Genomic DNA, 23,823 nt, shown 5'->3' with positions numbered 1-23,823 from the left:
GAAGGAGTGACGTTGCAAGGGAACCTCTTTAATGTGGAAATCTAGGGTGAAAACTATTTGGTAATCTCAATGACAGTATCAATTTTATGATAAGTGGTGCGCTGACCGTTGCCGCGCTTTACGAAATGTTCTTTGCCCTCGGTTAGTCTGTGAACGCTAGCCATAGTTGGTCTAAGGACAATCGGAGCGATAGGATACCATTTTTATAAAACGATGTTCTGTTAATTTGTTTGAATATAAGGTGAGCGTTTGAGAAGAGGGCGAGATTAGTCTCGATCAGGCAATAACCCGGCTAAACAGACTGAGCCGGATTATTGATGAGTAAAGGAAGATATGGAGGTTAGATGGCTGCGCTCAGGCAACGGTAGGCAGGGCTAACAGTGCACCGGCCAGTTCATCGCTGAACGGAGATTTGAGCAGTTCGCTCAGGTCATCGACGGGAGCCGGTAATGATTGCGCCCATACATGCAGAGCCTGCAACACTTGCTCGCCACAGACGGTCACCCAGCGCTGCTGTGAGCCTGCTGAACCACTGTCAACACTCAGTAATTGGTCGTAGCCGGAGTGTAGCTGTTGCTTCAATAGATTCGCCAACTGATGTGCGGGTAAAGACGATTCTATGTGGTACAGATAACCGTGTTCGATTTTCTGCCTGGCCCAGTATTCGACCCCATCTAACGTGACCATAGTGCGCGTAACAAAACGTGCTGCGCTTTGTAACGCGTATGGAGCGATGCTGACTGCGGTATGTTTAAATTCCGGCTGGCCGGAAAGCTTATCGGTAAAAGGCGCGATCAGTGCGCACGGCTTACTCTGTTTCGCTGTGGCATTATTCCAGTGAATTGGCATGAACAACTGGCCGGGAAGCACTTGTGCACAAATTTCTGCCCGCGCCAGAGATTGCCCTTGCGTGTTATGAATCTTGACCAGTTGATTGGAGGTAATGCCATAGTAAGCTGCTGTGTTCGGATGGATTTGCACGTAAGGCTGCGTGCGGTATTCGCCGAGACGAGCCGATAAACCGGTTCGTGACATGGTGTGCCAGTGATCGCGGGTTCTGCCGCTGTTGAGCAATAACGGAAATCGGTTGCTGGTCCCGTCATGCGGCGCTTTGTGATGGGTGGCGATAAAGTTGGCTTTACCATCAGGGGTATAGAAGCGGCCCTTGGTCAGCAGACGCTGGTTGACTATCTCGGTTTGCAGTTTAACCACCGGCCATTGCTGTGGCGTCAGGCGGCTGTAGCCCTGGTCATCAAGCTGAGTCAGGCCAATCAGAGTGAAATCACGTTCACCGCTGAGATTGCCCAGCGTAGATAACCTGGCGTACTCGGCAAACACTTCGCCCTCGTGACGGTAATTGAAATGCTGCGCGTAGCCCATTTTGCTTGCGACCTGGCTGATGATCCACCAATCCGGCTTAGCCATGCCGGGGCTTGGCATAACACGGCGCTGGCGTGAGATCCGGCGCTCTGAATTGGTCACCGTACCGGATTTTTCGCTCCAGCCCTGAGCCGGCACAACTAAATCCGCCATGCGTGTGGTTTCAGTATCGGCGATACAATCAGACACCACCACAAACGGGCAGGTTTGCATTGCCTTACGGATCTTATCGCTGTCCGGCAGGCTGACCATTGGGTTGGTCGCCATAATCCACACCGCTTTAATTTTGCCCTCAGCCATTGCATCAAACAGCTCCACCGCTTTGAGGCCGGGCTGAGTTGCCAGATTGTCGGTGTGCCAGAAATCGCTGATTAACTGATGGTGCTGCGGGTTATCAAACTCCATGTGAGAGGCCAGGGTATTGGCCAGTGCCCCGACTTCACGCCCGCCCATGGCATTGGGTTGTCCGGTCACGGAAAAAGGACCGCAGCCCGGGTAGCCGATCTTACCACTCGCCAGATGACAGTTAATGATGCTGTTGACTTTGTCTGAGCCGATACTCGACTGATTGACGCCCTGAGAATAGAGGGTGACTACTTTTTGCTGAGTTGCAAAAGCGTGATAGAACTCGTCGAGTTGCTGATGCGAAAGCCCGGTAATCTCTGCGATATCCGCTTGTGCACGGGCCGCTTGCAGCGCTTGCTCAAAACCTTGGGTATGCGCCTTGATATAAGTGTGATCGAGATGCTGGTGCTGGTCGAGATAAGTCAGCAAGCCATTAAACAGCGCCACGTCCGAACCGGAATGTAATCCCAGATGCTGATCGGCAATGTCACAGCTTTCCGTTTTACGCGGATCGATCACGACGACGTTAAGTTCGGGGTTGACCTGCTTGGCAGCACGTAAGCGCTGGAACAGCACCGGGTGACACCAGGCCAGATTTGATCCGACCAAGACCACCATGTCGGCCAGTTCAAGATCTTCATAACAGACGGGTACGGTATCTGAGCCGAACGCACGTTTATGGCCAACCACGGAAGAGGCCATACAGAGGCGCGAGTTACTGTCGATGTTAGCGCTGCCAATAAATCCCTTCATCAGTTTGTTGGCGACGTAATAATCTTCGGTCAGCAACTGACCGGAGACATAAAAAGCGACAGAGTCCGATCCATAGTCGCGAATGGCCTGACTGAATTTATCGGCGATTAATGTCGTTGCGCTGCTCCAGTCGAGGGCTTGTGGCTGGTCATTGGGATTAAGAGTCGGCGTGAGCAGACGTCCGTCAGTAATAATCGTATCGCCCAGGGCGATTCCTTTCGTACACAACTTACCGTAATTGGACGGGTGACTTTTATCACCTCTGATCTCCAATTCACCGCTGAGCTTGGGCCTTGCTTCGACACCACAGCCCACACCACAATACGCACACGTTGTCTTAATCCATCCATCATTCTCACGTGACATGCAGATGCTCCCTATTCTGATTTATTTCCTTTATTTGTGTTAGGTGCAATAAATAAACCAGAATGTGAAAAGTTGGAGTAAATTAAATTAAAATCAATAAAAACAGCAATTTAAATATTGTTATACCACTAAAGTGGTAGGTGTGTTTTTAAGGTATTACTCTTTGGAGGTATAGGTATTGCACCACTCAAGAATTAAATGCACCGTGAGTGCTCATAAAATAACAGTGTTTACTTTTTTTGCGCCGTGTTTTTAGCTAGCGTTTCTGATTGATTATTTAATTTATGTATATGAAAAATAAATAGAAAATTAAATATCTCCTGCAAATTTTTAAAGTTTGGCATTCAAATTGCGTTGTTGGATTTAGCAAAAATCATTTTCAGTGCAGGGAGCCAACCATGAAGTCAGACATGAAAACAATGCTCAGCAGTACAGCTCTTAACGCTACAGGTATCGTCACCTTAGTGGGTGCGGGACCGGGTGATCCGGATCTGCTGACGGTCAAAGCGCTACGAGCTATTCAGAATGCGCGCTTTATTGTGTTTGATAATCTGGTCAGTGCAGACATCCGCGCGCTGTTTCCTGCTGAGGCGAAAACGCTGTATGTCGGTAAAGCTAAAGGTCATCACAGTGCCACTCAGGATGAAATCAATCAGATTCTGGCTAAGTACGCTCAGTCTGGCGTGAATGTTGTGCGGGTGAAAGGTGGCGACGGATTCGTATTTGGTCGCGGTGCTGAGGAGATGCTCTACCTGACTAAAAAGGGCATTAAAGTCGACGTGATTCCCGGCATTACTGCCGCATCAGGCTGCACGACGTATGCCAACATTCCGCTTACCCATCGCGGACTGGCGCAGGGCTGCACTTTTATTACCGCTCACGCTGACAAACAGTTATCGGTTAACTGGTCTGCGCTGGCGCAGCTTAATCAGACGTTAGTGATTTATATGGGGTTGAGTAAAACCGATCTCATCAGCGCGGAACTGATGGCTCATGGCATGAGCAGCGATACCCCGGTGGCCATGATTGAGAACGGTTGTACCGCGCAGCAGCGAGTCTTTACCGGTGTTCTGAGCGAGCTTAGTCAGATCAAGACTCAGCATCAAATTCAGTCTCCGGCACTGATTGTGATTGGCGAAGTGGTGAGTGTTGCCAACCAAATGGAATGGTTACAGCAACTTTCTCAGCGCGCACAGGCGAGCGAGCATCAAGCGTTCAGATTAACCGCTTAATTCAGATTTTACTGCGTGCCAGCAATTGGCGCAGGACAGGAAACCAGGCTCAACAGACCAAATATGAGTCGTAGAGACAAACTTACATTAGGGAAGATTACTATGAGTAAGCAAAGAATCGTGGTGGTAGGCAATGGCATGGTCGGCCACAAATTTATCGACACTTTGATCCAGAGCCAGCGTGATGATGTGGAGATCATTACTTTTTCCGAAGAGTCTCGTCTCGCGTATGACCGCGTGCAATTGACATCTTACTTTACCGGTAAAACGGCACAGGATCTGGCGCTGACCGATGAGGCTTACTACCAGAGCAACGGTGTGAAATACGTGGTCAACGAGAAAGTGGTGCAGGTCAATACCGCGGACAAGCAGGTGGTTACCGCCAGCGGCCGCGTTGAAGCGTACGACAAACTGGTGCTGGCGACCGGTTCGTATCCGTTTGTGCCGCCGATCCCGGGCAATGATCACGAACACTGCTTTGTTTACCGCACACTAGAAGATTTGGATGCGATTGAGCTGTCGAGCAAGCAGAGCAAAACCGGCGTGGTGATTGGCGGCGGTTTGCTGGGGTTGGAAGCGGCTAACGCGATTAAAAACCTCGGTCTGGAAACTCATGTGGTTGAGTTTGCCCCGCGCCTGATGGCGGTACAGCTGGAAGAGGGGGGCGGTGCGCTGCTGCGCCGCAAAATTGAAGCCATGGGTGTATTGGTACACACGGAAAAAGCGACCAGTGAGATCGTGGCCGGTGAAGAGGCTCGCTACCGGATGAACTTTGCTGACGGCAGTCATCTCGAAACCGACATGATTGTCTTTTCTGCCGGTATTCGTCCGCAGGATGAACTGGCGCGCAGCTCCGATATCACGCTGGGTGAACGCGGCGGGATTGTTATCAACAGCTACTGCCAGACCAACCATAAAGATGTGTATGCGATTGGTGAATGTGCACTGTGGCACAACCAGATTTTTGGTCTGGTTGCGCCTGGCTATCAAATGGCGAAAGTGGCCGCGAAACACATTCTGGATAAAGACTCTGAGCTGGCATTCACCGGTGCGGATATGAGCACCAAACTCAAACTACTCGGTGTGGACGTGGCCAGCATCGGTGAAGTGCATGGTCGCACCGAAGGCGCGCAGTCTTATACCTACAGTGATGAAATTGACCAGGTTTATAAACGTTTGATCGTCTCTGCCGACGGCAAGCGTATCGTCGGCGCTGTGCTGGTCGGCGATGCCGAGGCCTATGGAACCTTACTGCAACTGAAACAAAACGACATGCCGCTGCCTGCCAACCCGTCGGTACTGATTCTGCCCAATGCCGTCGAGGATGACACGGCGGCAACCGGAATTGATGCGCTGCCTGATAGCGCTGTGATCTGTTCGTGCTTTGATGTGACCAAAGGCGACATTAAACAAGCGGTGGCCAGTGGCTGCACCACCATGGCCGGGTTAAAAGAAAGCACGAATGCTTCAACCGGCTGTGGTGGTTGTTCAGCCCTGGCAAAACAAGTGCTGGACAGCGAACTGCTCAGCCTGGGGGTCGAAGTTAATAATGACTTGTGTGAGCACTTTGCTTATTCCCGTCAGGAGCTGAGCGATCTGGTGCGGGTGAATCAGATTAAGACCTTTGATGAACTTTTGAGCCAATACGGCACTGGTCATGGTTGTGAAATTTGTAAACCGGCCGCGGGCTCGATTCTGGCCTCGTTCTGGAATGACTACATTCTGGAAAACCAGCATATGGAGCTGCAGGACACTAACGATATCTACCTCGGCAACATGCAAAAAGACGGCACCTATTCGGTGGTTCCTCGTATCGCCGGCGGAGAGATCACTCCGGATAAACTGATTGTGCTGGGTAAAGTGGCTAAACAGTATGACCTGTATACCAAGATCACCGGTGGTCAGCGTATCGACCTGTTCGGCGCTCAGTTGAACGATCTGCCGCAGATCTGGCAACAGCTGGTGGAGGCCGGATTTGAGACCGGTCATGCCTACGGTAAATCGGTCCGTACGGTGAAATCCTGTGTCGGCAGCACCTGGTGTCGCTATGGTGTCGGTAACAGTGTCGGCTTCGCAATAGATATTGAAAACCGTTACAAAGGTCTGCGCTCACCACACAAACTCAAGTTTGCGGTGTCCGGTTGTACCCGTGAGTGTGCGGAAGCGCAATCGAAAGACATCGGCGTGATCGCAACCGAGAACGGCTGGAACCTGTATGTGTGCGGTAATGGCGGTATGCGCCCGCGTCACGCTGACCTGTTCGCGACCGACCTCGACGATCAGACTCTGATCCAGTACGTCGACCGCATTCTGATGTTCTACATTCGTACCGCCGATCGCCTGCAACGCACCTCAGTATGGATGGAAAATCTCGACGGTGGTCTGGAGTACCTCAAACAGGTGGTGATTGAAGACAAGCTGGGCATCTGCGTTGAACTGGAACAGGCCATGGCCGAAAACATCGCTAAATATCAGTGCGAATGGAAAACCACACTGGAATCACCAGAGAAACTAAAGCGTTTCAATCACTTCATTAACAGTGATCAACGTGATGAACGTCTGCAGTTTGTCTCGGTGCGCGAGCAGCGATTCCCCAAAGCGGTAAAGGCGGACAAGCGCCAGCAGCAGATTCAGCAGATTGATATCGTGGAAGTGGAATAACCCACAACGGCCACGGACTTATTCAACAGTGATAAATTGAGCCATTAACAGGAGAAGGGCAATGGAAAACTGGATAACCATTTGTCAGGCAGAAGACTTGGTGCCTAACGTCGGCGTATGTGCACTGGTAGGCGGGGAACAGGTTGCGATCTTCAGTTGTCAGCGCAGCGGTCAGCTGTACGCCGTATCCAACTTCGATCCGATTGGCGAGGCGAATGTGATGTCGCGCGGCATGATGGGGTCGCTTGGCGGTGAACCTTATGTGGCATCTCCCCTGTATAAGCAGCATTTTCATCTGCTGAGCGGCGAGTGTCTGGAAGATGCGCAATACCGCCTGAAAACCTATCCGGTTCGTCAGCAGGATGGCGTCGTTCAAGTTCTCGCATCGCTGGCCAATGCGGCCTGATCGTAACGTTTCCACACCGCTGCAGTGACGCGGCGGTTGTGAATCTCTTTGAATTGATTAAAAGGATTGAATCATGGAAAACAGCAAATTTTCACTTTTTTCGTTCAGCGGCAAGATGAAAATCTTACACCTGAGCTGGATTGCGTTCTTCATCACGTTTGTGGTGTGGTTTAACTTTGCGCCGCTGCTGCAGATGGTGAAAGAAACGTTGGGGCTGAGCACTCAGGAGATCAAAACCCTGCTGATCCTCAATGTGGCACTGACCATTCCGGCGCGCGTCGTGATTGGTATGCTGACCGATAAATATGGTCCGCGTCTGGTTTATTCGGCTTTGCTGGCTGTCTGTTCGATTCCCTGTTTTATGTTCGCCTTTGCAGATAGCTTTATCCAGGCTGCGATTGCCCGCTTCCTGCTGGGCTTTATCGGTGCCGGATTTGTGATTGGCATTCGCTTGGTGTCGGAGTGGTTCCCGCACAATGAGCTGGGGACTGCGGAAGGTATCTACGGTGGTTGGGGTAACTTTGGTTCTGCGGCGGCGGCGTTTACCCTGCCGACAGCGGCTGTGCTATTCGGCGGTGAAGATGGCTGGCGTTATGCCATTGCCATTACCGGCCTGATGAGCCTGCTGTTCTCCGTGGTGTTTTACCGCAGTGTGACAGATACCCCGAAAGGATCGACTTACTTCAAACCTAAGCATATGACGGCAATGGAAGTGACCTCAAAAGGCGATTTCTTCTTCCTGCTGCTGATGAAAATCCCGATGTATGCGGTACTGGCTCTGCTGGCCTGGAAACTGTCTTCAGCGGGTATCGGGATGCTGCCGGATGTCGCGGTCAACTCTATCTACGCCGGTTTGGTCGCGCTCTACCTGGTTGAAGTGACTCAGGTATGGAAAGTGAACAAAACGGTGTTTGACAAACCGGTTGAGCCTGTCCATCAGTACAAGTTTAAACAGGTTGCGGTACTTAATGTGCTGTACTTTGCGACCTTCGGCTCAGAGCTGGCAGTGGTTTCCATGCTGCCACTGTTTTTCTCGGAAACCTTTGAACTGACGCCGGTTGTCGCGGGTATGGTTGCGTCTGCTTATGCTTTCATGAACCTGATGTCACGTCCGGGAGGCGGTTGGATTTCAGACCGTTTCGGCCGTAAACCAACCCTGCTTATCCTGACCGCAGGTCTGGCGGTGGGTTACTTCCTGATGGGACAAGTCGGCAGCGAATGGCCAATCTGGCTGGCAGTGGCTGCGGCGATGATGTGTTCGTTCTTTGTTCAGGCCGGTGAAGGCGCCGTATTTGCGACTGTCCCCCTTATTAAACGTCGTATGACGGGTCAAATCGCGGGCATGACAGGGGCTTATGGTAACGTCGGCGCGGTGACTTATCTGACGATCCTGTCATTTGTCGACTATCAAACTTTCTTCTATGTGATTGCCGCGACCGCAGTGGTTGGCTTTGCTGCCCTGATGTTGATGGAAGAGCCGAGCGGTAAGATTGCAGAAGTCAATGAAGATGGCAGCGTGACTCTGATTGATGTTTCACACTAAAGGTAGCTGAGTGGCGGTACAGATCGCCACTCTCCTTTAGCGGATTTATCGGGAGACTTGATGAGACGTTTCGCCCGCACAGCGAAGCTCGTGTGATTAAGTCGTTCAAAAGCTCAATGTTGCTCAGGTTCTGTTTTTCCCTGACTGCGTTGAGCTTTTGTTCGGTCAGACTGGTAAAGTCACTATCAGGCTGACTAAGCAGAGCAGGTGAAGGGGATCTCTATGCATGCAAGGCAGATGAAACAGGGACAGGCACTGATGATTGATCATGCCGGTACCTCGCTGACCGGAACTCGGCAGCACAATCAGGACGCTTTGTTGGTGAAGCAGCCACGGGCGGCCGATGTTGTGGCGCATAAAGGTATTGTGGCCTGTATTGCTGACGGGGTAAGTTGCAGCGACCAGAGTCAGAAAGCCAGCCATACCGCGGTTGTGCAGTTTATTAATGACTATTACGCCACCCCGGACAGCTGGAGCATTCGCCATAGCGCCGGCCAGATATTAACCGCGCTCAACAGCTCGCTGTATGAAGAGGGCTGCCAACAGAATCTGACCCACAACGGTTTGGTGACGACCTTCAGTGCCGCTATCTTTAAATCCAACACAGCGCATCTGTTTCATGTTGGCGATACCCGCATCTATCGGGTGCGGGATGGCAAATTGCGTTTGCTGACCCGGGATCATCAACGTACCCAGTTTGGTCAGCAAGCTTATCTGACCCGCGCACTGGGCATGGATAACCGGCTCGATGTCGACTATCAGACCGTCACTCTCAAACCTGACGACTATTTTATTCTGACCAGTGACGGCGTACATGATTTCGTCGATGAAACCCGCATGCTGGATGCGCTGAACCAGGAGTCCGGCCTGGACCTGCAAGCGCTTAGTGAGGCGTTATGTCAGCAGGCGCTGGACAACGGCAGCCAGGATAACGTCAGTTGTCTGCTGCTCAAGGTCAGGCAGCTACCGCAACGTACTTTGCTGGAACACCAGGTGATGACCCTGACGCGGGTGATTCCGCCCGCGCTGGAAGTCGGACAGAGCCTGGATGGTTATCGGGTTGATGAGGTGTTGTATGCCGGTTCACGCAGCCATGTGTATCGGGTGACCGAGGTGGCGAGCGGTGAAAGCAGGGTATTGAAAGCTCCTTCGCTGCAATACAGTGATGATCGGGATTATCTGGTTCATTTTGCCAACGAATTTTGGGTCGGTTCGCAAATCAACAGCGAGCGGGTCATGAAAGTGTATCCGACGCCGGCTGATTCACCGTTTATCTACCAGCTATGCGAATGGGTACAAGGCATTACCCTGCGGCAGTGGATGTTTGATAACCCCGCACCATCACTGGCCCGGGTGCGTACCATTCTGAGCGAAGTGGTGAAAGCGGTACGAGTGTTTCAGCGAGCTGATATGGTGCACCGCGATCTGAAGCCGGAAAACATCATGCTGACCAGCGATGGTAAAGTCAAAATCATCGATTTTGGCGCAGTTAAAGTGATGGGACTGGAAGAGATGCAAGCTGTTCCTGAGCCACAGGCCCCGCTTGGCGCGGTTAACTACATTGCGCCGGAATACATCAATGGCAGTGAGGTGACAGTGCTGTCAGATTTGTTTTCGATCGCTGTTATCGCTTACGAGATGCTGAGCGGACAATTGCCATATAAAGCCAGACAGTCTACCCATTTGCAGTCCGCCCGGCACATCAAATGGGACTACCGGCCGATCGAACAATTTCGCTCTGATATCCCGTTATGGGTCGATCTGGCGCTACACAAAGCCACTCATCCATCACCTGCACAGCGTTATCAGGCGCTGGGGGATTTTATTCTCGACCTGTTTACACCCAACATCCGCTTACAGAAAGAGTTCAAACACAAACCCGTATTGCAGCGCAATCCGCAGCTGTTCTGGAAAGCCACCGCACTGCTGGCCATCGCCGTCGCGCTTCTGGAAGGGGTGATGTTGCTGTGAGCGGGCTAACTCGTGCGAAGAACTATCATAAGTCATATGGGTGAAATTCAGACCTCTGACAAATGATATAAATGTGGCAACAATTTGCTCGCGATAGGTAAAAAGTTGCTCGAATGAAGTAAATCCTTACCCTATTAACAATGTTGTCTACATAAGTTATTGAGTAAAAAAGAGCATGGTGGTGGCATAAAAATTGTGTGAGTGAAACAGCATTTTATGATGCTTTGTTCTCACACTGTTTAAGGAAAAAGTGATGCCAACTCCATGTTATATCTCTATTGAAGGCCAGACTCAGGGTCTTATCACCGCTGGTGCATGTACTGCTGATTCAATTGGCGATTCTTTTGTCGAAGGTCACGAAGACGAAATGCTGGTGCAGTATTTTGACCATAACGTGACTGTGCCAACCGATCCTCAGTCTGGTCAGCCATCAGGCCAGCGTGTACACAAACCATTCACTTTTACGGTCTCGCTGAACAAAGCCGTCCCTCTGCTTTATAATGCACTGGCTTCTGGTGAAAAAATGACCAGCGTTGAACTGAAATGGTACCGCACCTCAATTGAAGGTAAGCAAGAAAACTTCTTCACGACCAAGCTTGAGAATGCTTCTATCGTCGATATTCACTGTGAAATGCCACATTGCCAGGATCCGGCCAAATCGGATTTCACCCAAAACCTGACTGTTGCCATGTCTTACCGCAAAATCACCTGGGATCACGTTAATGCAGGTACATCGGGTTCAGACGACTGGCGCAAACCAATCGAAGCGTAAACCACGCTGAAATAAGCCTGTAGACTACGCTACGCGTGCTCGTCTATGGGCTTTGTTTCAAATTCAGTGGGTTGAAAATTCGTTTAGGTTGAATTTGACGTAGTCGCAAACTCATTTGTTAGAAGCTCAGTTAGTTAAAAACTACTTGGTTGGTTTAGGGCTAACTGCGTGCTTCGAAGCTAACGGCTTGGTTCAGGGCCAACAGGTAATAAGGTTTAAAATGGCAAAGTTACAATTTATTCTCTCTGTGGACGGAATGCCCGAAGATACGTTTGTGGTGACAGAGTACCGTGGCAAAGAATCGGTCTCTGACAGTGTGATGAGCGGTTGTGTCACCTGTTATGGCTTCCGTTATGAGATAGATTTAGCGAGCCGACAATCTGGCATTAAAGCGAGCCAGGTGGTGGATAAGTCGGCGCAACTGACCGTGTTAAGGAATGGCCAGCCGGTTCAGTTTGTTCATGGCATCGTGCGTCAATTCGGACAGGCGGATATTGGTCATCACCATACCTTTTACAACCTGACGTTAGTACCAGCGCTGGAACGTTTGTCACTCAGACAAAACAGCCGGATTTTCCAGCTGAAAACCGTTGAACAAATCATCACCACTATTTTGCAGGAAATGGGGATTGATAACTTTTCTTTCTCACTGAAGAGAACGCTCTCGCAAAGAGAGTTTTGTGTTCAGTACCGGGAGACGGATTTGGCGTTTGTGCATCGTCTTGCTGCTGAAGAAGGTCTGGTTTATCACATTCAGCAAAGCGATGGTAAACACACGGTATGTTTCAGCGATGACAGTGCCTTGATTGCTAAGTTCGCTCAACCTGTACCATACAACGGTTTGTCCGGCGGGCAGGTTGATGGCAGCTATGTGTCTTCATTCACTTTGGTCAATCAAAGTGAGCCCAGCCATCTGACGATGCAGGATTACAGCTTTAAAAAGCCGGACTACGGTTTTCTGCAGCAACAGTCAGGGACGGATCTGAGTTTTCAGCAATCAACCTATGAGCATTTTGATTATCCTGGTCGCTATAAAGACGATACCAGCGGTGCCGCGTTCAGTCGTATTCGGTTGGAATATCTGCGACGAGATGCCGTGCATGCTGTGGGTAAAAGTAATCATGCCGGTATTCAGGCCGGAATAAAGTTCGATCTCACCGACAATCTTGAGCCGAGCGCGAACCGAGACTGGCTGGTTGTTGAAGTCTCTCATCAGGGCACTCAGCCTCAGGCTCTTGAAGAAGAAGGGGGCTCCGGTCAGACATCCTATTCAAACCAGTTTAAGGTCATCCCGGCGAACCTGACCTGGCGAGCTGCACCTGTCGCCAAACCTCATGTCGATGGCCCGATGATTGGTGAGGTGGTCGGCCCGGCCGGTGAAGAGATTTTTTGTGATGAACATGGCCGAGTGAAAGTCCATTTTCCCTGGGACCGTGAAAGTCAACAAGATGAGCACAGCTCTTGCTGGGTGCGTGTATCCCAGGGGTGGGCAGGTGCTCAGTATGGTTTTGTTACTATTCCCCGTATCGGGCATGAGGTTATTGTTTCATTTTTGCATGGCGATCCGGATCAGCCGATTATCACTGGCCGAACCTACCACGCAACCAACGTTGCACCATATCTGCTGCCGAATCACAAGACCCGTACAGTGTTAAAAACCCAAACCCATCAGGGGGAAGGTTCAAACGAAATTCGCTTCGAAGATCAGGCGTCCATCGAGCAGATTTATATTCACGCGCAGAAAGATCAGGATGTGGTGATTAACAATATTCATCGTGAATCTGTTGGGCTGGATTTCCACTCTCATATTGGCCGCCACCAGTACGAACTGGTGACAGAGAATGTCCACCGTTCGATTGGTAAAAATGTCACCGAAGAGTTGGGACAAGATCACCATATTAAAGTGGGCCGCAACCTGGTGCAACGAGTTTTAGGTAAGATAAACCGTTGGGTAACCGGCGGAGTTATTTCCAAAATCGATGGTGGTGTCAGCACCCAGATCGCAGCATCTGAAGAGAAACAAATCGGCGCAAACCAACGTGTTGCAGTCAGCAATGAAAGTTATCTGAAAGCCGCGGACATTGTTTTAGATGCCGGCAATTCACTGACTATTAAAGGGCCGGGAGGCTTTATTAAATTAGACAGTGCAGGCGTTACTATCTCTGGGGCTAAAGTCAAAATTAACGATGGAGGCTCTCCGGGAACCGGGACAGCGCCTGCCGTCACTCAGCCAGATGAGCCGGACAAACCTCAGCAACCTGATGCGCCGGATAGGAGAGGGTAAATGCCAGGAGCGGCGAGATTAGGCGATACAGCGGGTGGGCACGGATGTTTTCCGCCTACTTCTATCATTGCTGGTAGCCCGGATGTCTTAATAAATGGCAAACCGGCGGCCAGAAAGGGTGATGCTGCCTTGTTGCACGCTTGCCCTTGCCCCTATAAACCGCACGGGCTGCATGGCCGGGCGATTAATGCCGGTTCCGGCTCCGTGTCGATTAACGGTCAGCCGGCGGCACGTATCGGTGACGCCATAGACTGTGGTGGTTCGGTGGCTTCCGGGTCGGGCGATGTCATCATCGGTGATACGCCTTATCAATCCAATACTCACGCCTGTGGTGAAGGTGCGGTTCTTGGGCAGTCGCCATTTTTGAAAATCACGCCGTTGGCGAAAAATGTCGAAGCCTTGTGGAACAGCCCGACATTTACCCCGCAGGCACTGGCTGCGTTGGCGGGCTCTCAGGCAATGAGCACCGCCGCCGATATCGCAGCGGAGAAAGCGGTGTCCACTCTGCCGCCATTAGCGCAGTCACTGGTTAAGGTTGTTCAGTCCGGGGCCTCTAAATTGCAGATGCTGGATGTACTTGAAACAGGCACCACCAAAGCACAGCGCCGAGAGGCGAGAAAAACGATTACTCAGGCTGCGTCTGCCAATGATCCGCAGACAGCACAGCGCTTTAGTATGGATATGGACGCAGCCGAAAAAGCCATGTTGGCCGACCACGTTTACACGCTAGATAAAGAGCGGAATACATTGGAACCACATCGTAAGCAAGTCGCGGAGGATTTTGACAATGATTCGGGCTGGAGTGTGGCGACGGAAGATGATTTGGCAGAGTTGGGTATACAGCAAAAAGATCTGAAGGTGAAAGGTACAAACTTCCGATCACAGGTCTATATTCCGGACCCCGAAGTATTTGGTGAAAACGCTAAACCGACATTGGTGTTTCGAGGTACTGAAATGGACAGTGGCAGTGACTGGATTAAAGGGAATTTGAGTCAGGGGGCTGTCGGACGATCTTCGTACTATAAGCAAGCAGTGAAGACTGTACTGAATATTCAAGATCAAGGGGTAGATATTGAAATTGCGGGACATTCACTGGGGGGAGGGTTAGCCTCCGCTGCGTCAAAAGCCTCGGGGTATCCCGCAACAACCTTTAATGCTGCCGGTCTGCACCGCAATACTGTAGCCAATTATGGCGTTGCATCAGAGATGCAAAGTGCAGACAGCTTAGTCACCGGGTATCGAGTTGATGGTGAGGTTCTGACCAGAGTGCAAGAAAAGACCCCTGTGCTGCGTCGCCTGGCTCCCTCGGCTGTGCGAAACGGTGAGCTGGAAACCACCTTACCCAAGTCGACCTTTATGCCGGACGTTTCGACAGGAACGACAGAAGATAAGCGTGGTTCGGTCGCGCTGCATGGCATGGATCAAATGCGTGAATCGATAGAAGAGCGTAAAGTGGGCGACTTACACAAATTGGCAAGTGAGGCTTAAGTATTGATTAAATGGATAATAGTCACCGTCGTTGTGATTGTGTTCGCACTGGTAGCAAAAGGAGCTCTGACGAAAGTGAGTAATAAAATTAACCCGCAAGACCTGTTTTCCGGCCCGATGCTCGAAGTCGCCAAAGTGGTTGACCGTGATGATATTGCCCGGGTAAAGCACTTGGCTTCTCAGTTGGATGATATTAATGCATTGGGTGAGCACGGAGTGACTTTGCTGGTGTATGCCGTGATCGCTGATAAACCTAAGTCCATCAAGGTGTTAATGGAACTGGGCAGTGATCCTGCTATTGATGTGCCGGAGCAAGGCAACGCAGGTTATATTGCGATGTGGCATCCGGATGCAAAAAGTTTAGAGGCGCTGCTGCAGGCAGGAATGGATCCAAATCTGAAGGAAGAAGGTGATGCGCTGATATTCCACTCTCACAATATTGACGAATCCAATTCATTACCTGTACTGGTGAAATACGGTGCCGATGTTAATTCTCTGAATGAAAAAGGCGAAACACCGATATTTGATATGATCAGGGCGCAACCCAAAAATGCATTGTTTCTGTTAGAGCATGGTGCTGATGGCAGTGCGGTCAGTCCTAGTGGTGTTTCGGTTGCTTATTCTTATGAGTTGAGAATGAAACGCATCGATGAGAAATCTGCGGTTTATCAGGTCATGATAGAAATAAAGCAAAAACTCATTGCCCAAGGGGTTAAGTTTCCCGCGCTGTCACCCTGGGGTGAGCGCTTCGTGCGTGACATTGTGTTTTGCAAAGAGCCTTTGGGCTATCGTCCGCGCAGTGAATGCAAAATTGAAGGCGCTAACCGATTTGTTAAAGAGCCTGCGGAAGAAATTAAACGCCAGGATGAAATGATTCTGAAAGAGCGTTACGGAATCGAGCACCAGTTTTAACTGCGATGAGCAAAACAGGGCTGGTTATTGGTGTGTTGGTTTTACTTGGAGCGATTGGAGCCGGAGACATGAAAAGTATGAACAGTAAGGTAAAGCCTAAAGCGCTGTTTTCCGGCCCGATGCTCGAAGTCGCCAAAGCGGTTGATCGCGATGATATTGCCCGGGTAAAGCAACTGGCTGGCCAGTTGGACGATATAAACGCTCTGGGTGAGCACGGAGTGACTTTGCTGGTGTATGCGGTGATCGCTGATAAACCTGAGTCCATCAAGGCGTTGATGGAACTGGGCAGTGATCCTGCTATTGATGTGCCGGAGCAAGGCAACGCAGGTTATATTGCGATGTGGCATCCGGATGCAAAAAGTTTAGAGGCGCTGCTGCAGGCAGGAATGGATCCAAATCTGAAGGAGGAAGGAGATGCGCTGATATTCCACTCTCACAATATTGACGAATCTAATTCATTACCTGTGTTGGTGAAATACGGCGCCGATGTCAATGCGCTTAATGAAAAGCAAGAGCCACCTATTTTCGACATGCTAATGGTTCAGTTTAAAAATGCGCTTTATTTACTCGATCATGGTGCCGATGGACATTTTGTCAGCCCTTCAGGTGAATCGGTTGCATATAATGTCGAATTCCAACTGAGTGAATTGGATCCAAAGTCAGAAGCCTATCAGACGATGTTAACCATAAAGGAAAAACTCGTTGCCCAAGGCGTTACGTTTCCCGCGCTGTCACCCTGGGGCGAACGCTTTGTGCGGGACATTGTTTTCTGTAAAGAGCCTTTGGGTTATCGCCCGCGCAGTGAATGCAAAATTGAAGGCGTAAACCGATTTGTTAAAGAGCCTGCGGAAGAAATTAAACGCCAGGATGAAATGATTCTGAAAGAGCGTTACGAAATCGTGCATGAGTTTTAATGGAACAAACGTCAGTGAGCTTATTTTCACCAATTCCCAGACATCCTAACTCGCTGTTTCCCTTGTTGTCGCAGGCGCAAGGCAAGCAAGTGTATTTACTGTTTGATCAAGTCCAGTTTACGCAAGGCAGGGAATTCTGGGACACGATGAAAAACAGACGTGATGTAGAATGGTGTTATTTACTTTCAGGCACACCACTTGCGTACCTGGAAGAGGGATCACCTGTGCTGATCTCGGTCAGGGACGGTAATCCCGGAGAGACGCTTTATTACTGGCTATGTGAGCATCTGGAAGCCCCGGAGCGATTCGGTTTTATCGGAGTATATGATGGTTCACTGGCAGAGGTGCAGCGTCACTGGCAGAACTGGGTTTACTTTTGGGACAAAAATCAACGCTCAATGATGTTGCGCTTTTACGATATTGCGGCTTTTCCCCTTTGGTACGACATTCTGATGCCAGCGCAAAAACAAAAGTTTAAAGGCAAACATGAATCCATCGCTTTCTGCCAGCGCAGTGATGCGATTGATTTGTCATTATTTCAGTGGCCAGAACTGCCATATGAAGACGAACCTCAAGCCGCTTCGATTTATCCGGTGCAACTGACTGCGGCGCAACATGAACAGTTTTTCTATCCGCAACGCATTGAAAGCCTGGTGGATGAACTCTTCCGCCGCTTAGCGCCAGACTACGCATGGCTGTTGCCACAAAGTATGGTTCGACTGCGATTTCATGAAGGATTGGCGTTAGCCCGACAGCGCTACAACTTAGCAACGTCATTGGAGCGGGAAACCTATGCCCTGTATCGGTTTTACATTGCCGATCGCTTTGATGAACATCCGGAATTCATTCGTCTGATGAGTTTTTATTCTTTACGTGATGCCATTGGTCATTTTTACGATTTCTACCTTACGCATCAGGAAGACATGAGCGCCTATCGAACAGCGGGCTGGTTAGGGATTGAAGGGAAGGCGAGATTGATACCATGAACGAGCACCTGAAAGGGACGCAAACCATTACCAAACAAGAGTTGCAGACTTTGCTGGCACAGCCGGGCTGGTATTTAATGGCGGAGGCAGCGGTGAATGAATCGCTGTTAAGCTCTGTCCCTGAAGAAAAGTTTGCCCAGCGTCGCCTCTACTGGGATGAAATGGGTCAACAAAATTCGTCTATTTCTCCCTTTTTACTACCGCTTGATTGCTTTTCCCGGGCCGAGAAAAACATTACGCATGTTGCTCACTGGGGGATTGCTGTGCAGCTGCATGATGATTTTCAGTCGCTGACCACTGACCATCAGATCGATTTGATTCAAAAACATTTCCGCGCCTGGACATTGGTGGTGTTACCTGACGATCAGCAAGTATTGATGCGCCTGACGGACTGGGACATTTTTAATGTGTTATGGCGCTCAACAGATCCGGCGCACTTATCCGATTTACAGGGGCCTTTGAAACGTGTGGCTTACTGGCAGGCGGGTAACGATGCAGTCGCGGTCCGGGAAATGAGCGCCCCGCGCCAAACGAGACCCATGGTCATGCCGAATCGTTTATCTGAACGACAATATCAGGCATTAAGCGCGTGGGGAGATCGTCATGTGTATCAGCAATATCGCACCCACCTCTATCAACATCATCCGCAAACCCAGAACTGGGATGACGAAACGTTCAACCAGTACCTGCTGCGTAGTGTGAATAGCGCTCATCAACTCGGCTTTTATCAACAAGCCGACGTGGTGGTGTATTTGAGTATTTCGTTGCTGCTGGGTGAGCAGTTTCATCAGTCAGATTGGGCACAGTCCATTCTTCAATCTCCACAGGTCATCGGCGATCAGAGTCGTATGGACCGACTATTGGCCGAAGCGGTGAATGCTTTAGGCGAGGACGCGACAGAATCATGAGTCAGGGTAAGCAAACTGAATTATTATCGAGCGCTCAAGCGGCTAAACAAAACTTTCAAACGGACAACGTGATCGACGGAGGCTGCGTCGAGTGTGGTTGTGAAGTGTTTGTGCATTTCCATTACGATGATGGCCAGCCGATCAGCGATGCCTCGTTTGTACTGACAGACAGTAATCAGGCAGAGATTACGGGGAAGACTGACGCCAACGGCATGTTTAAAGTGCAGAACATGGGATGTGGAGCCTACGACCTGATGTTGGGTGAAGGCAGCGATGAATTTGAGCCACAACCCAAATTGCAAAATAACCCCGTCTTGCAGGACAACCCGGAATACGCGGTATTGGCTGGTGAATATTTTGCGTTGTTTACCCTGCTCAGAAAAGAAGGCTGCCTGGTATACGATGCGGATGACAGCAGTGATGAACATGTGGATGTGGATCGTGATACCTGGTTTGTACCGGATGAATACGAAAGTGCGTATGACCGCTTCTGGGAGTTGTCTGAGCAAATAAATAATGGCCCGATATCGCTGCGCCAGGCCGTCAATAAAATGCACAGCAGCCTGGCGGGAGAGCTCGCCGGCCGGGCTCAGGACAATAGCGCCATTTTGCTGTTTTGCCAAATTGCGTTGGGCTTTGTTCCTGTGGTCGGACAGGCTCTGGATCTCTATGACCTGGGCGATTGGGGCTGGCGCACTTATGAAGGTGATAACCTCGATAACTGGCACTGGGGCGAAGGTGCGCTGGTGGCGATTGGTTTTGTTCCGGGATTGGGTGATGTGGCCAAGAAAACCGGTATGGCGATCATCGATGCGTTAAAGAAATCGGATTCACAAGCGATTCAACTGGCGATCAAGATGATTCGCAGCCTGTCTAACGGTAATATCGTGCAGTACCTTTCAGGGATAGCCAGCACGCTGAAAGAGTGCGGTGCAAAAGCGATACAATTACTCGAAGACATCATTGCCGGCTTAGAAAGCCTGGTAAGCCAGAGCAACAGCTGGATCATCCGTTTAGCTAAAGATGCCTTCCTTGGCTTGATTAACGCCATGGATACGCTGGCTAAGAAAGTGGATGCCATGGTTGACTGGCTGATTACTCAGGTGAATGAATTTATCAGCAAAGTCGTCACCCGGGTTTCCGGTACGCCGGCACGCAAAAATACACTCCGGGACGCTCAGCCGATGAACGCCGGGACGGCAAAACCTGCGCAGCGGCTGGAACCTGAGCAAAAATCGGGCAGTCATGAGCAAAGTGCGAACGATACCCAAAGCCGGGATGCGCAACAGAATACTAACTGCACCAACGAGTGTGGCACTGAACCTATCGATCTGAACACTGGTAAAATGTTTGAGCAGCGCACAGACTTTAGTGTCGACGGTCTGCTGGCGCTTGAACTGACCCGCTATTATCAGTCAACCGGTGAACGTACCTCCGGCATTCTTGGCTCACTATGGCGTACCAACTGGGATATCGCGCTTGAGATCCAGGATGAACAAGTCGAGTTTGTGGATTACGACCATTCCAGAGCCTTGTTTGTATTGCCTGCGGATCAGCAGGAGCGTACCCGATCGATTAGGAAACCCGGCTGGACATTACAACGTGACGGGTTCGATCTGACTCTGACCCATGTGTCGGGCATGCAATATCGTTTTGGGCATGCTGAGGGGAACGCATTAAAACTCAGTGCGCTGGGGGATGCGTTCGGTCATCAGATCGAGTTTCTCTACGACAGAGACATACTGAAAGCCGTTGTGCTGCCTGACGGACGTTACATTAAAGTCAAATCACAACAGCGCCGGGTTGATGCTCTGGTGTTGTTTAGTTCGCAAGATAAGATGTTGGAAACCCTGGTCACTTACCAATATGACCGCAAGGGTTGGCTGACGGCAGTGAGAGCGGCTCCGGGTCGTAACTTTGACTATCACTATGATGATAAAGGTTACTTAACTCGCTGGAATGATTTAGCCCATACCTGGGTTGAGCATGATTTTGACGAGCAGGGCCGGGCAATCGCTACCCGCTGTTCGGGCGATTTCTGGTGGGATAAAGTGCGTTACGACGATGAGCGCCATATTACTTACCACCGTGATGCCTTTGGTGGCGTGATTCAGTATCACCTGGATGAACGTAACCGCGCAGTTAAGGTCGTGGCGGCGGATGGCGCAGAGACATTACAAGAATGGCAAGGTGAGCTGCTGTCGGCGATTGTCAATCCGAACGGTGAACGCACTGAATACACGCACGACGAACTCGGTAATCTCACCTCGGTGACATTGCCTTCCGGTATTGCGCATCAATATCAGTATAACGAAAGCGGGCAACTGACGGCTTATATTAACCCTCTCGGGGCAAGCTGGCTGCTGGATTACCATTCTGCCGGTACACTGCAGTCGGTTACTGACCCGGATGGTCACCAATGGGAGTATGAGTACAACGAGCATGGCTTACGTACACTAAGCCGTGGGCCTGACGGTCTTGCCGTACATTATGACTATGATGATATTGGGCGTCTGATTGGCCTGCGCCCCGAGATGGGCGAGGCGGTGACCTTCACTTATGACGCTTTAGGGCGTTTATCGGCGCGGACCATAGGCGGCCAAACCCGCCGCTGGCGGTATGAAGACACGAAGCGTATGCCTGCGCAAGTGGTGTACGAGGATGGCACGCACGCCAGTTTCCAGTATGACATTGAAGGCAATCTGACTAAGGTCACGGATGCGATGGGTAACGCTTCGGCGTTTAGCTATGGCGCATTTGATAAATTGCTGACCGCGACGGACCCGATGGGTGCCGTTACCCAATATCATTACAACCCGATGGCTGAATTTGCCGGTGTGACCAACAGCCAGGGGCATCAATGGCGTTATGAGTTTGATGAATGTGGCCGAATTCATACCGAACGTCATTACGACGGCCGTACTGAATCGTACCGTTATGACTCAGCCGGTAGGCTGGTTGAACACATTAAACCCAACCAGCATGCCTTAACGTACCGCTACAATGCCGATGGTCAGCTGGTCGAAAATCACAGCTTGAATCCGCTTGGCGAGCAGACCGGACGTAGCTGGTATGAATACGACGACGCAGGGCGTTTAATCAGCGCAGAAAATGGCGACATTGATGTCGTGATGGAGTACAGCCCCGGCGGGCAACTGCTTCAGGAATGCCTGGGTGGGGTCGCGCTGACACACCAATACGATAAAGCAGGATATCGCCAGCAACTCAGCGGGACACACACACTGCGCCAATACCAATGGCAGCAGGGTCAGCTGGCCGGGTTACAGGTTGGTGACCACCAAGCGCTTAACTTTGCGTACACTCCGATGGGGCTGGAGAAACAGCGCCTTAATGGGCAGGGGTTCCACCTGCATCATGACTGGGATGACAGAGGACGCCTGCAGGCCCAGCGTCTGGGCAGCAAAACCCTGACGGGTATGCCGGATGCGCTCAGAGAATATCACTATGACAAGCTTGATCGCTTAGTCGGTATTGATGACAGCCACTGGGGCAGTGAGCGGTTTGAGTTGAACCGCAACGGTCAGATAACCAGCCGTACTCATACGCCGCAAAAAGGCAGCCAGCATCAGTTTGTCACCTTGTTTGGTTACGACAGCGAACTTAACTTAAATGAGACGGCCAGCGCTACACACTATACCGATACTGTGGTGCCCATCAGCCAGGCTGCGTTAAACAAAGCCGCCCGTCAGTATGATAACGCGGGGCGTGTGGTTCAGGTCGGGCGTTTTACTTACCATTACGATGAATGCGGCCGTGCGATTCAGAAAGTGGAACGTAAAGATGGCTTCCGTCCGCAGGCAACGAACTTCAGTTGGGATGAGCACGACCGGCTAATCCGGATTGAACTGCCCAATGGTGAACGCTGGCGTTACCGCTACGATGCCTTCGGGCGTCGGGTTGCCAAAGAGTGTGAGCGCGGCGCGCAAGCCAGTCAGCAGGTGCATTATCTGTACGACGGCGCGCAGGTCATCCAGCAAACGCTGAAAACCGCCAATGGCGAGGCGCTGCAAAGTACAGAATACATTTATGAGCCCGGTTCATTCCGGCCGGTGGCACAGGTCAACACTCACCATCAATTACAGACGGAAAAGCTGCACTATGTGGTGACCGACCACGCAGGCACACCCAGAGAGCTGTGTTCAGAAAATGGTGACATTGTCTGGCGTGGTGAGCAAGGTTTATGGCAAGGTCACCATCAGACATTGCAAAGCAATATCAAACAGTTATTTGAGGATGCGGCTAACGACCCGGTGCAGTGTGACCTACGTTACCAAGGTCAGATTGAAGATAAAGAATCCGGGCTTTACTATAACTTAAACCGTTACTATGATGCAGACAGCGGCCAATACCTCAGCTCAGATCCGATAGGAATGCTGGGCGGCCTGCGACCTCAGGCGTATGTGCATAACCCGATGGAATGGGTGGATCCGTTGGGGTTGGCTGGGCATACTTATAGTAAGAACTGGAAGGGTGATGAGGTTAAAAAATTTGACGGGCATGAATGGAGTCCATTAGATCCTAAAATGTCAGAACCACCGATATATGTAGAAGGTCCTTTTACAAGCGAACAAAGAACTGCCTTTTTACAAGGTAATTCAGCAGAAACTAAGCTTTCTCCACATCATAGACACCAGTTACCTGTGGAAACACATGGAGGAGTTATAGATGAAATCCCTGGTCCTGGGCACCCATCAGGTAATATTCACACTAAGAAAGTAGATGGTGTAAGTCGTCATAAAGGGGCATCTTATTTCAGAAATAATGAAGGAGGAGAAGGTCAACGACGTAGAGAAATTAAAGAGCATTGGAAAGCAAAAGGCGCAAGACTTATTGAAGACCCTGATTCTCCTGGAGATTGGTATGATCCAGGTTTTGACTAGA

Annotated in this window: 14 protein-coding genes; 13 read left to right on the top strand and 1 reads right to left on the bottom strand. The window is 50.6% G+C overall.

The genetic code is table 11. The features are described 5' to 3' along the window. Positions 1 to 354: 354 nt before the first annotated feature. Complete coding sequence (locus KNV97_RS01985; protein WP_218561992.1) at positions 355 to 2,844, bottom strand: molybdopterin oxidoreductase family protein; 2,490 nt, start codon at positions 2,842 to 2,844, stop codon at positions 355 to 357. Between the two features lie 398 nt (positions 2,845 to 3,242). Between KNV97_RS01985 and cobA the strand changes: the two genes are divergently transcribed. From cobA to KNV97_RS01920, 13 genes are all read left to right on the top strand, one after another. Further along, a complete protein-coding gene (gene cobA, locus KNV97_RS01980; RefSeq protein WP_218561991.1) occupies positions 3,243 to 4,076 on the top strand; it encodes a uroporphyrinogen-III C-methyltransferase in 834 nt (277 codons plus the stop codon). 102 nt (positions 4,077 to 4,178) lie between these two features. Continuing rightward, positions 4,179 to 6,737: a nitrite reductase large subunit NirB gene (gene nirB / locus KNV97_RS01975; protein WP_218561990.1), complete on the top strand. Its 2,559-nt coding sequence runs from the start codon at positions 4,179 to 4,181 to the stop codon at positions 6,735 to 6,737. Positions 6,738 to 6,798: 61 nt separating this feature from the next. Then, positions 6,799 to 7,143: a nitrite reductase small subunit NirD gene (gene nirD, locus KNV97_RS01970; RefSeq protein ID WP_136485589.1), complete on the top strand. Its 345-nt coding sequence runs from the start codon at positions 6,799 to 6,801 to the stop codon at positions 7,141 to 7,143. Between the two features lie 73 nt (positions 7,144 to 7,216). Beyond that, a complete protein-coding gene (locus tag KNV97_RS01965; protein WP_218561989.1) occupies positions 7,217 to 8,686 on the top strand; it encodes a NarK family nitrate/nitrite MFS transporter in 1,470 nt (489 codons plus the stop codon). 222 nt (positions 8,687 to 8,908) lie between these two features. After that, positions 8,909 to 10,657 (top strand): bifunctional protein-serine/threonine kinase/phosphatase, encoded by a 1,749-nt coding sequence (locus KNV97_RS01960; protein WP_218561988.1) that lies wholly within the window; start codon positions 8,909 to 8,911, stop codon positions 10,655 to 10,657. A 253-nt stretch (positions 10,658 to 10,910) separates the two neighbouring features. Then, a complete protein-coding gene (locus KNV97_RS01955; RefSeq protein WP_136485598.1) occupies positions 10,911 to 11,429 on the top strand; it encodes an Hcp family type VI secretion system effector in 519 nt (172 codons plus the stop codon). Positions 11,430 to 11,649: 220 nt separating this feature from the next. Further along, the gene (locus KNV97_RS01950; RefSeq protein WP_218561987.1) at positions 11,650 to 13,713 is read left to right on the top strand and encodes a type VI secretion system Vgr family protein; all 2,064 of its coding nucleotides are present in this window, start codon (positions 11,650 to 11,652) and stop codon (positions 13,711 to 13,713) included. Then, positions 13,714 to 15,201 (top strand): PAAR domain-containing protein, encoded by a 1,488-nt coding sequence (locus KNV97_RS01945; protein ID WP_218561986.1) that lies wholly within the window; start codon positions 13,714 to 13,716, stop codon positions 15,199 to 15,201. A 75-nt stretch (positions 15,202 to 15,276) separates the two neighbouring features. Next, positions 15,277 to 16,113, top strand: coding sequence for an ankyrin repeat domain-containing protein (locus tag KNV97_RS01940; protein ID WP_218561985.1), 837 nt, complete (start codon positions 15,277 to 15,279; stop codon positions 16,111 to 16,113). A 77-nt stretch (positions 16,114 to 16,190) separates the two neighbouring features. Then, entirely contained in the window at positions 16,191 to 17,027 is an 837-nt protein-coding gene (locus KNV97_RS01935; RefSeq protein ID WP_218561984.1) for an ankyrin repeat domain-containing protein, read from the top strand. Then, positions 17,027 to 18,013 (top strand): DUF4123 domain-containing protein, encoded by a 987-nt coding sequence (locus tag KNV97_RS01930; RefSeq protein WP_218561983.1) that lies wholly within the window; start codon positions 17,027 to 17,029, stop codon positions 18,011 to 18,013. Before KNV97_RS01935 ends, KNV97_RS01930 begins: the two co-directional genes overlap by 1 nt. Further along, the gene (locus tag KNV97_RS01925; RefSeq protein ID WP_218561982.1) at positions 18,010 to 18,921 is read left to right on the top strand and encodes a DUF4123 domain-containing protein; all 912 of its coding nucleotides are present in this window, start codon (positions 18,010 to 18,012) and stop codon (positions 18,919 to 18,921) included. The genes KNV97_RS01930 and KNV97_RS01925 overlap by 4 nt, the downstream gene beginning before the upstream one ends. Then, on the top strand, positions 18,918 to 23,822 hold the full coding sequence (locus KNV97_RS01920; protein WP_218561981.1) for an RHS repeat-associated core domain-containing protein: 4,905 nt from the start codon (positions 18,918 to 18,920) through the stop codon (positions 23,820 to 23,822). Before KNV97_RS01925 ends, KNV97_RS01920 begins: the two co-directional genes overlap by 4 nt. Position 23,823: the final 1 nt, after the last annotated feature.

This window comes from Vibrio ostreae, from assembly GCF_019226825.1.
Taxonomy (GTDB): Bacteria; Pseudomonadota; Gammaproteobacteria; order Enterobacterales; family Vibrionaceae; genus Vibrio; species Vibrio ostreae.
This window is presented reverse-complemented; position numbering and strand designations above follow the sequence as displayed.